The 671-nt window shown below is 75.1% G+C and carries 1 protein-coding gene; it reads right to left on the bottom strand.

The window, feature by feature from the left end; all coding sequences use genetic code 11:
• A partial coding sequence (locus VR44_RS10595) for a substrate-binding domain-containing protein (protein WP_245691668.1) occupies positions 1–565 on the bottom strand: 565 nt, incomplete at its 3' end.
• Positions 566–671: the final 106 nt, after the last annotated feature.

The following is a 671-nucleotide window of genomic DNA, read 5'->3' as shown; positions in this document are numbered from 1 at the left end:
GGCCCGTGGCCTCTGCGCCGGGCCGGGTGAAGGAGATGGACCCGGCGGTCTGCTTGACCGTCCGGGCCACGGCGCTGCTGGAGACGCCCGGGCCGGTGCCGACGGCCGACAGGGAGGACTCGGGGATGCTCCCCCAGCCGGTGGGCACGACGGTCGAGAGGTACTGGGTGAAGGTCAGGGTCGTGGTGGACTCGTCCGTCGGGGTGACCACCTGGATCGCCGTGTCGGGCAGGGGCCGGCCCGGGTTGCTCGCGGCGATCTCGGCGTGGTTCCAGCGGGTGATCTGACCCCGGAAGATCCGGGCGAGGGTGGCCGGGCCCAGGGTGAGCGCGTCCACCCCCGGCAGGTTGACGACGACGGCCACGGGCAGCACTCCGAGCGGCAGCTGGACCGGCCTCCCGCCGGGACAGCGCGCGGCGACGGACTCGGTCTGGGCCGGCGTCAGGAGCCGGTCGACCACGGCGAAGTCGGCCGAGCCCTCCTTGAACTGCTGGATCCCGGCGCCAGCCCCGGTGGGCGCGTAGTCGGCCCGGGTGCCGGGACAGGCCGCCTGGTAATCGGCCACCCACCGGTCCATGGCCACCTTGAGGGAACCGGCCCCGGCGGCCTTGACAGCCCCGTCGGGACCGCAGGCGGGAGCGCTCGCGCCGGTGCTCGACCCTCCGGACGCC

The organism is Streptomyces katrae, assembly GCF_000966975.1.
Taxonomy (GTDB): Bacteria; Actinomycetota; Actinomycetes; order Streptomycetales; family Streptomycetaceae; genus Streptomyces; species Streptomyces katrae.
This window is presented reverse-complemented; position numbering and strand designations above follow the sequence as displayed.